6 protein-coding genes are annotated in these 8,288 nt (G+C 72.1%); 4 read left to right on the top strand and 2 right to left on the bottom strand.

Annotated elements, in window-relative coordinates; translation table 11 throughout:
* Both thrC and Z052_RS14880 read left to right on the top strand, forming a co-directional pair.
* Nucleotides 1-1,281: threonine synthase (gene thrC / locus Z052_RS14885; RefSeq protein ID WP_394338388.1), on the top strand; the 1,281-nt coding region annotated here is incomplete at its 5' end.
* A 150-nt stretch (nt 1,282-1,431) separates the two neighbouring features.
* Nucleotides 1,432-3,198: a histidine kinase N-terminal 7TM domain-containing protein gene (locus Z052_RS14880; protein ID WP_089308522.1), complete on the top strand. Its 1,767-nt coding sequence runs from the start codon at nt 1,432-1,434 to the stop codon at nt 3,196-3,198.
* 71 nt (nt 3,199-3,269) lie between these two features.
* On the opposite strand, the gene serA is transcribed toward Z052_RS14880, so the two are convergent.
* Nucleotides 3,270-4,874, bottom strand: a complete 1,605-nt coding sequence (gene serA / locus Z052_RS14875; RefSeq protein WP_049932012.1) for a phosphoglycerate dehydrogenase — start codon at nt 4,872-4,874, stop codon at nt 3,270-3,272.
* Nucleotides 4,875-5,045: 171 nt separating this feature from the next.
* Between serA and Z052_RS14870 the strand changes: the two genes are divergently transcribed.
* A complete protein-coding gene (locus Z052_RS14870; protein WP_099289207.1) occupies nt 5,046-6,362 on the top strand; it encodes a hemolysin family protein in 1,317 nt (438 codons plus the stop codon).
* Between the two features lie 87 nt (nt 6,363-6,449).
* Nucleotides 6,450-7,280: a hypothetical protein gene (locus tag Z052_RS14865; RefSeq protein ID WP_086216894.1), complete on the top strand. Its 831-nt coding sequence runs from the start codon at nt 6,450-6,452 to the stop codon at nt 7,278-7,280.
* Nucleotides 7,281-7,378: 98 nt separating this feature from the next.
* Here the strand turns inward: Z052_RS14865 and Z052_RS14860 are convergent.
* The coding region (locus Z052_RS14860) for a HEAT repeat domain-containing protein (protein ID WP_144050041.1) at nt 7,379-8,288 on the bottom strand (910 nt) is incomplete at its 5' end.

Here is an 8,288-nt window from a genome sequence, read left to right as displayed (position 1 = left end):
GATCTCGCCATCGACGCCCCGACCCCGGCGGCGCCAGACTGCGCCGACGACGGGACGTGGCTCGCGTGTATCGCGTGCGACGAGACGTTCGCCCCGTTCGAGGCGGTGCGCTACACCTGCGACGAGTGCGACGGCCTGCTCGAAGTCCGGTACGACGACCCCCCGACGTTCGACGAGTTCGGGTCCGGCGCGTCCTCCGACGGCCCCGACCGCGGCGTCTGGCGCTACCGCGAGGGGCTCCCGTTCGACCTCGGCGTTACCCTCCCCGAGGGCGACACGCCGCTCCACCGCGTCCCGCGCATCGAGGAGGCGGTTGGCGTCGACGTGCTTCGGATCAAACACGAGGGGATGAACCCCACCGGCTCGTTCAAGGACCGCGGGATGACCGTCGGCGTCCGCGTCGCGAAGGAGCTGGGCGTCGGCGCGCTCGCGTGCGCCTCCACCGGCAACACCTCGGCCGCGCTCGCGGCCTACGGCGGCCGCGGCGGGATGCAGACCCTCGTCCTCCTCCCGGAGGGGAAGGTCGCCGCCGGGAAGATCGCGCAGGCGAGCCTCCACGGCGCGCGCATCCTGGAGGTCGACGGCAACTTCGACGCGTGCCTCGACATCGTCCAGGAGCTGGCCGCCCGCGGCGAGGCGTACCTGCTCAATTCGCTGAACCCGTTTCGGCTGGAGGGGCAGAAGACGATCGGCTTCGAGATCTTAGAGGAGTTCTACGCCGACTACGGGACGTTCCCGGACCGCATCGTCCTGCCCGTCGGCAACGCGGGCAACACCTCGGCGCTGTACAAGGGGTTCCGCGAGCTCGTCCAGTCGGGCGCGCTCGACCCCGACGAGGTCCCCAAGCTCACCGGCGTCCAGGCGGAGGGCGCCGCGCCGATGGTCGAGGCGGTCGAGGAGGGGAACGACGAGATCCGCCGCTGGGAGGAGGTCGAGACGCGGGCGACCGCGATCCGCATCGGCAACCCCGTCAACGCGCCGAAGGCGCTCCCCGGCATCCGGAACACCGGCGGCACCGCCGTTGCCGTGAGCGACCCGGAGATCACCGCCGCGCAGCGCCACCTCGCCAGCGAGGGCGTCGGCGTCGAGCCCGCCTCCGCCGCGAGCCTCGCGGGCCTCAAGAAGCTCCGGCGCGAGGGCGTCGTCGACGACGACGAGCGCGTGGTCTGCCTGACGACCGGCCACCTCCTCAAGGACCCCGACGCCGCCTACGAGGCCGGCGGCGACCCCGAGCCGGTCCCGAACGACGCCGACGCCGTCGTCGACCACCTCCACGACTGATCGCCCGACGGGGCCGGTCGGTGCGGCCGCCCACCTCCCGCTCTCGACCCGCGCCCTCGACACCCCAGAGCCGTTGGCGCTATCACCGATTGCCGAACACGTCGCCCCGACAGTTTGTATTAAGTAGTAAACACTTGAACGACAGACAAGTTGATAGACGTCCCGACGACCGCACCGCTCGCCGCGCTCGCCGCCGTCGTTGCGGTCTGTGCGACGGCGGTCGCGTTCGACTCCCGCGACGAGTCGGGCGGTCGCGCCGCGGTCGCGTTCATGGCCGCGATCGCCTGGTGGTCCGCGGGGCTGTTCGGCGAGGCCGTCGCGACGACTGAGGCCGGGAAGCTGTTCTGGCTCAACGTCCAGTACCCCGCGACCGCGGTCGTCCCGGTCGCGGCGGTCGCGTTCGTCGCGTCCTACCTCGGCTACGACGCGTGGCTCTCCCGGCGCCGCCTGCTCGCGCTGCTCGCCCCGCTCGCCGCGTTGACCCTGCTGAGCTGGACGAACGATGTCCACGGGCTGGTCCGGACCGGGACCGACCTCGTCGCGGTCGGCTCGGGGACGGTGCTCGTCCGGGAGTTCGGCCCGGTGTGGTGGGTCGGCTGGCTCTACTCGCAGGTCCTGCTCGTCGGGACGTTCGCGACGCTCGCGTACGGCGTGTACGACTCGGCGCCCGCGTTCCGCGCGTCCGCGGGGCTGCTGCTCGTCGGCTCTGCCGCGCCGTGGGGCGCGCAGTTCGTCGTGCTCGGGGGCGGCCCGGCGTTCCGGCCCGAACTCCTGTTCGTGCTCACGGGCGTCGCATTCACGATCGCGGTCCGGCGGGGGCGGACGCTGGGCGTGACGCCGGTCGCCCGGCAGGTGACCCTGGAGGCGGTCCCCGACCCGATCGTCGTCGTCGACCGAAGCGGGCGGATCGCGGACGCGAACCCGGCGGCCCGCGCGTGGCTCGGCGAGGGCGTCGCGGTCGGCGTCCCGATCGCGGACGCGCTCGCCGACGCCCCGGAGGTCCGCGCCGCGTACCGCCGCGGCGAGGCCCCTGACGAACCGCTCCGCGTCGAGGTCGCCGGCGAGCCGCGGTTCGTCTCGCTCTCTGCCGTTTCGCTTCCGACGCTCGGCAGCCGCTCGCAGGGGACGGTGTTGCTGTTTCGCGACGTGACCGACTCGGAGCGCAACCGGCGGGACCTCGAAGTGGCGAACGACCGGCTCCAGACGCTGACGCACGCGCTGGCGCACGACATTAAGAACCCGTTGACGGTCGCGGACGGGTTCACGGACCTCGCGACCGCGGGCGACGAGGCGGCGGCCGAGCGGGTCGAGAGCGCTCACGACCGGATCTTCGAGATCGTCGACGAGACGCTCGCGGCCGTCGACCACCCGGACCCAGACGCCGGTGCCGAGTCGTTCTCGTTCGCGGCCGCGGCCGAGGCGGCTTGGCGGACCGCCGAGACGGCGGGAGCGACGCTGACGGTGGCGGGCGACGAGTCGTACGCCGCGGACAGGACTGCGGTGCGGAGCGTCTTGGAGAACCTCTTCCGGAACGCGGCTGTCCACGCCGGGTCCGACGCGACCGTCGCCGCCGTCGCGCTCGACGGCGGGTTCGCGGTCATCGACGACGGCCCCGGCGTCCCGCCGGCGGAGCGCGACCGCGTGTTCGACCGGGGCTACACGACTGCGGACGAGGGGACCGGGATCGGCCTCGCGTCGGTCGCGGCGCTCGCCGAGTCGCACGGCTGGACGGTCGGCGTCGGTGCGGGTCGCGGGGCCGCAGAAGGGGAAGCCTGCCTGTCGGACACGACGGTCGGCGACGGCGCGGCGTTCGTCGTCGCCTTCGGGGATCGACCGATCGAAGCCGTCGCGTCGCCCGTCGTCGCCGACGCGGACGCGCTCGTCGCGGTCTCGGAGTCGCCCGCGGCGGAGTCGTAGCCCGTCCGGGGACGGTCTGATCTCTTCTCCGGGGCTGCGCAGTACTCGCCGCCTACTCGGCGAGTCCCGCGTTACTCGTCCGCACGCCCGTCGGCGCCGTCCAGGGTGATCTCGGTGATCTCGACGACGCGGTCGTCCGCGAGCAGCTCCTCGGTCGCGGCGTCGGGGACGGCCGAGTCGAGGTTGTAGACGGTGAGCGCCTCCCCGCCCTGCGTCTCGCGGCCGTTGAACATCCCGGCGATGTTGACGTCGTGGTCGCCGAGGACGGTCCCGATGAGCCCGATGACGCCGGGCTCGTCGGTGTTTCGCGCGACGAGCATGTGGCCGTACGGGACCGCGTCGACCCGGAACCCGTCGATCCGGACGATGCGGGCGTCCTCGCCGGCGAACAGCGTTCCCTCGACCGCGATCTCGTCGTCGCCGTTGTGGACGGTGACGCGCACGAGGCTCTGGAAGTCGTCGGTCTGCCGGGTCTTCGACTCGGTCACCTCGATGCCGCGCTCCTCGGCGAGCCGCGGCGCGTTCACCGCGTTCACCTGCCACTCCAGCGGCTCGAAGACGCCCTTCAGGGCGCTCGCGGTGACGAGGTCGACGTCCTCCGCGGCGATGTCGCCCTCGTAGGTCGCCTCGACCCCGGTGATCCGACCGTCGAGCAGCTGGGCGGCGACCTTCCCGGCGGTCTCGGCCACGTCGATGTACGGCTCGATTCGCGGGAACGCGCTCTCGTCGACCGAGGGCGCGTTGAGCGCGGTGAGGACCGGCTCGTCGTCGAACGCCGCGAGGACGGCCTCGGCGGTGTCGACCGCGACGTTCTCCTGGGCCGCCTCCGTCGACGCGCCGAGGTGCGGGGTCAAGACGATCTCCTCGACGTCGAGCAGCGGCGAGTCCTCGGGGAGCGGCTCCTCGGCGAAGGAGTCGAGCGCGGCGCCGGCGAGGACGCCGTCCTCGACCGCCTCAGCGAGCGCATCCTCGTCGACGATGCCGCCGCGGGCGCAGTTGATGAGGTAGCCGCCCTCCAGCTTGGCCAGCTCGGCCTCGCCGATCATCCCCTCGGTCTCGGGGAGAAGCGGGGTGTGGATCGTCGCGAAGTCGCCCACGGCGAGCGCGTCGTGGAGGTCCTCGACGAGCTCCGCCCCCATCCGGTCGGCGCGCTCCTCAGAGATGTACGGGTCGTAGACGACGAGGTCCATCCCGAGCGAGTCGAGGCGCTTGGCGACTTCCTGCCCGACGCGGCCGAGGCCGACGATGGTGAGTGTCTTGTTGTTCACCTCGGTACCGAGGAACTCGCCTTTCGCCCACTCGCCGCCGATCAGGCGGCCGTGCGCCTGCGGGATCGAACGCGCGACGGCGAACGTCATCGCGACGGTGTGCTCGGCGGCGGCGCGGACGTTCCCCTCGGGGGCGTTTGCGACGATGACCCCGTGGTCGGTCGCGGCCTCGATGTCGATGTTATCGACGCCGATGCCCGCCCGGCCGACGATGACGAGCTCGCTCGCGGCCTCGAAGACCGCCTCGTTCACGTCGGTTCCGGACCGCACGATCAGCGCGTTGGCGTCGGCTGCGACGTCGAGCAGCGCCTCCCCCTCCGCCTCGTAGTCGGTGACGACCTCGTGGCCGGCGTCTCGGAGTCGGTCCAACCCCGCGTCCGCGATGGGGTCGGTCACGAGTACCTTCATGTCGAAACGCACCCGCGGCGCGGGGTTAACGCTTTCCTCATCGCGCCGTTTTGCCGCCCGAACGGATCCGCGCTCGTGGGTATCGACCCCTCTGTTTCGACTGGAGAATGCGCGTTCGTGGGTATGTTCGCCGCCGGTACTCCCTTTTATATTGGGCCGCACGTTCCGCGCATGAACCTCACGATCGCGTTCGTCGGCGTCGGCGCCATCCTCGCGCTGACCGCGGTGAGCGCCTTCTTCTCCAGCTCGGAACTCGCGGTGTTCTCCGTCCCCGGCCACCGGATCGACTCGCTCGTCGCGACCGACGCTCCCGGCGCCCGGGCGCTGTCGGCGCTGCGCGACGACTCCCACCGGTTCCTCGTCACGGCCTTGGTGAGCAACAACGTCGCCAACATCGCCGCCGCGTCGGTCGCGACCGCGGTGTTCGTCCGGTTCGGCTTCTCCGGCGGCCAGGCGGCCACGGGGTCGACGCTCGTCACCTCGGTGTTCGTCATCGTCTTCGGCGAGATCGCGCCGAAGTCGTACGCCGTCGCCAACGCGGAGCGACACGCGCTCCGGGTCTCCCGGATCGTCGTCGCGGTCCAGCGCGTGCTCCGTCCCGTCCTGTACGTGTTCGAGGCGGCCTCCGGCGTCGTCAACCGCTTCACCGGCGGCGAGTCCGCCATCGAGTCGTACCTCACCCGGGAGGAGATCGCGACGCTCGTGCGCTCCGGCGAGGTCACGGGCGCGCTCGACCCTGACGAGGGCGCGATGATCCGGGGCGTCCTCGATCTGGAGACCACCACCGTCGCCGCGGTGATGGTCCCCCGGACCGACGTGGTCGCGCTCCCCGACACGGCGACCCCGGCGGACGCGCTCTCGCGGGCCGCGAGCGAGGGAGTCACCCGGATGCCGGTGTACGGCGAGAACCGCGACGACGTGGTCGGGGTCGTCGACGTCCGCGACGCGATCCGCGCCGACGAGAGCGGTGCCGACCTCGCGAGCGCGCTCAGCGAGCCGGCGTTCGTCCCCGAGACCAAGCCGCTCGACGAGCTGTTCGCGGAGATGCGTGCGAGCGAGACGCGAATGGTGATCGTCGTTGACGAGCACGGCGCGGTCGTGGGAATCGCGACGTTGGAGGACCTCTTCGAGGAGGTCGTCGGCGAGCTGGTCGGCCGCTGGGAGACGGACGCGGTCGACGTGGTCGCGCCCGACGCCGCCGTGGTCCGCGGCTGGACGACGGTCGGCCACCTCAACGAGGCGCTCGGCCTCTCGCTGCCCGCGGACGCAGGCGTCGAGACCGTCGCGGGGCTCGTCACCCGTCAGCTCGGGCGGCTCCCGAAGGAAGGTGACCGCGTCGCGGTCGGCGAGGTCACGCTCGCCGTCACCGGCGCGACCGCGACCCGGGTCACGCGCGTCCGGGTCGAACACGCCGACGAGAACGGGTTCGCGGTCGACGCGTCTGTCGGTCCCGACGGCGGTGACGCCGGCTCGCTCGGGCCCGAGTGACCGCCGCTCCCCCGACGCCGCGGTCTCCACACACATTACCAAACATACATGTGCTTCCGACGGTTCCCGAGAGACACGTCTCTGATCATGGTGAGCCGTTGGGCGTGTGGCCGGTGCGGGTTCGTCGCGTGGACGCGGGACCGCTCGGAGATGGTCGACGTGACCGGGTCCCACCTGCTCGCACACGACTCCGACGCGCTCTCTACGTCTGACTTCCGTGTAAGTTGGGACTGCCCGTACTGCGCCACGGCCAAGACCACCTACGACAGCGGCGGCGCCGTTGCCGAGTTCAAAAGGCACCTGTACGAACACGTCGCCGACCGGGTCGCTGACGGAACACACGTGGCCGAGCGGGTCAACTGGGACGGGGTCGTCCGCGTCGACGCGTCGGCCGCCGGCGACGAGGCCGACGCGCTCCGGACCCACTTCCACGCCGCCGCGGGGCTCGTGGTGGCCGTGACCCCCTCCCCGGAGCGGCTGGTCCGCGCGCTCGACGAGGCCCTCGACGCGTGGCCACGGCGGGCGGTGATCGTCAGCACCGGGGAGTACGACTTCGAGGCGACGCCCGATGTGGACTTCGAGGGCCGGAACGTCGAGATCGTCGAACTCGACCCGCGGCTCTCCCCGGCCGAGGTCGGCGAGACGGTCTCGCGGATCCTCGACGACAACCACGAACCCGGCGAGCGCGTCTCGCTGGAGGTGAGCGTCTTCCACCAGATCGTCGCCGCCTTCGACGTCGAACGGTCGGTGGCCTTCGTCCGTATGCTCGCCGCGCGCCTTGCCGACGCGGGCGGCGTCTTACAGCTGTACGTCGACGCGGACGCGGACCGTAACGTCGCCACCGTTCTGAACCTCCTCGACGAGACGATCGACCTGACGGTCGCGGTCGACGACGGGCAGTTCGTTCGGCGGCCGTGACTGCGAGAACTTGTCTCCCGTTCCTCGTCCTCGCTCACCCGTCGTAATCGCCCTTCACTCGGCGTCGCTGGGTCCAGTCACTCGGCGTCGCTGCGCTCTCACTCGTTGTAGCTCTCCGTGTAGTCCGCGGGCCAGCGGACGTAGACGTACTCCACGTCGCGGTCCGCGGCCGCCTCGACGACGGCCCGCTTGAACCGCCGCAACACCGCCCTGGCGCGTTCCCGCGCGGCGTCGGAGGCGGCCTCGTCGCCGGCGAGCGCGCGGAGGTTCCGCTTGATGTCGACCCCGAGGGCGGAGTCGGTCTCGTCGTCCGGCAGACCGTCCCCAGTCCCGCTCGTCGAGGCGATCCGGGGCAGGTACGCGGCGGCGAGATCGGCGACCAGCCGGTCGCGGTGGTCGAGCGCGTCGATCAGCCACTCGACCGCGGTCGAACGGTCCGCCGCGGTCGGGTCCGCGGATTCGAGGAGTTCGCAGTACAGCCACGCCGCGTACCGCTTGGTCTCGGTGTCGACGCGCTCCTCCGATCCCGCGGTCGCGTCGGCGGGCGCTGCCCTCCGGTCGGCTCCGGTTCGCTCCGCGGCGACTGCCCGGAACACCGCGAGCAGCCCGTCGGCCTCGAAGGGTCGCTCCGCGAGGAGCCGGTCGCGGACATCGCCCGCCGGGACGGCGTCCGCCTCGGCGATCACCGCGGCGACGGACCGCGCGGCTGCCCGGCGAACCGATGCCGAGGGGTCCCGCAGCGAGCCGAGCAACACGCCGGTCGCGTCCCGGCGACCGAGCGCTCCGAGCCGACGCACGACGGCGAGCCTGAGTCCCTCGTTGCCGCGCCGTGCCGCGCGCGCGAGCAGTTCGACCGCGTCGTCGCTCTCCATCGTGACAAGCGCGTCGACCGCGGCCCCGCGCACCAGGTCGTTCCGCGCGTTCACGAGCGGGCGAACCGCTTCGACCGCCTCCCCGCCCACCCGCGCGTACCCCCTGACGGCCCGAGCGCGGACCCGCGCGTCGCCG

Source organism: Halorubrum sp. C191 (assembly GCF_002727095.1).
Classification (GTDB): domain Archaea; phylum Halobacteriota; class Halobacteria; order Halobacteriales; family Haloferacaceae; genus Halorubrum; species Halorubrum ezzemoulense.
Note: the sequence above shows the minus strand (reverse complement) of the source record. Positions and strands in the feature narration are given on the sequence as shown.

Coding starts and splice junctions, on each gene's coding strand:
- Z052_RS14865 (WP_086216894.1), top strand. CDS start 6,450: ATGGTGAGCCGTTGGGCGTGTGGCCGGTGCGGGTTCGTCGCGTGGACG.
- Z052_RS14870 (WP_099289207.1), top strand. CDS start 5,046: ATGAACCTCACGATCGCGTTCGTCGGCGTCGGCGCCATCCTCGCGCTG.
- serA (WP_049932012.1), bottom strand. CDS start 4,874: ATGAAGGTACTCGTGACCGACCCCATCGCGGACGCGGGGTTGGACCGA.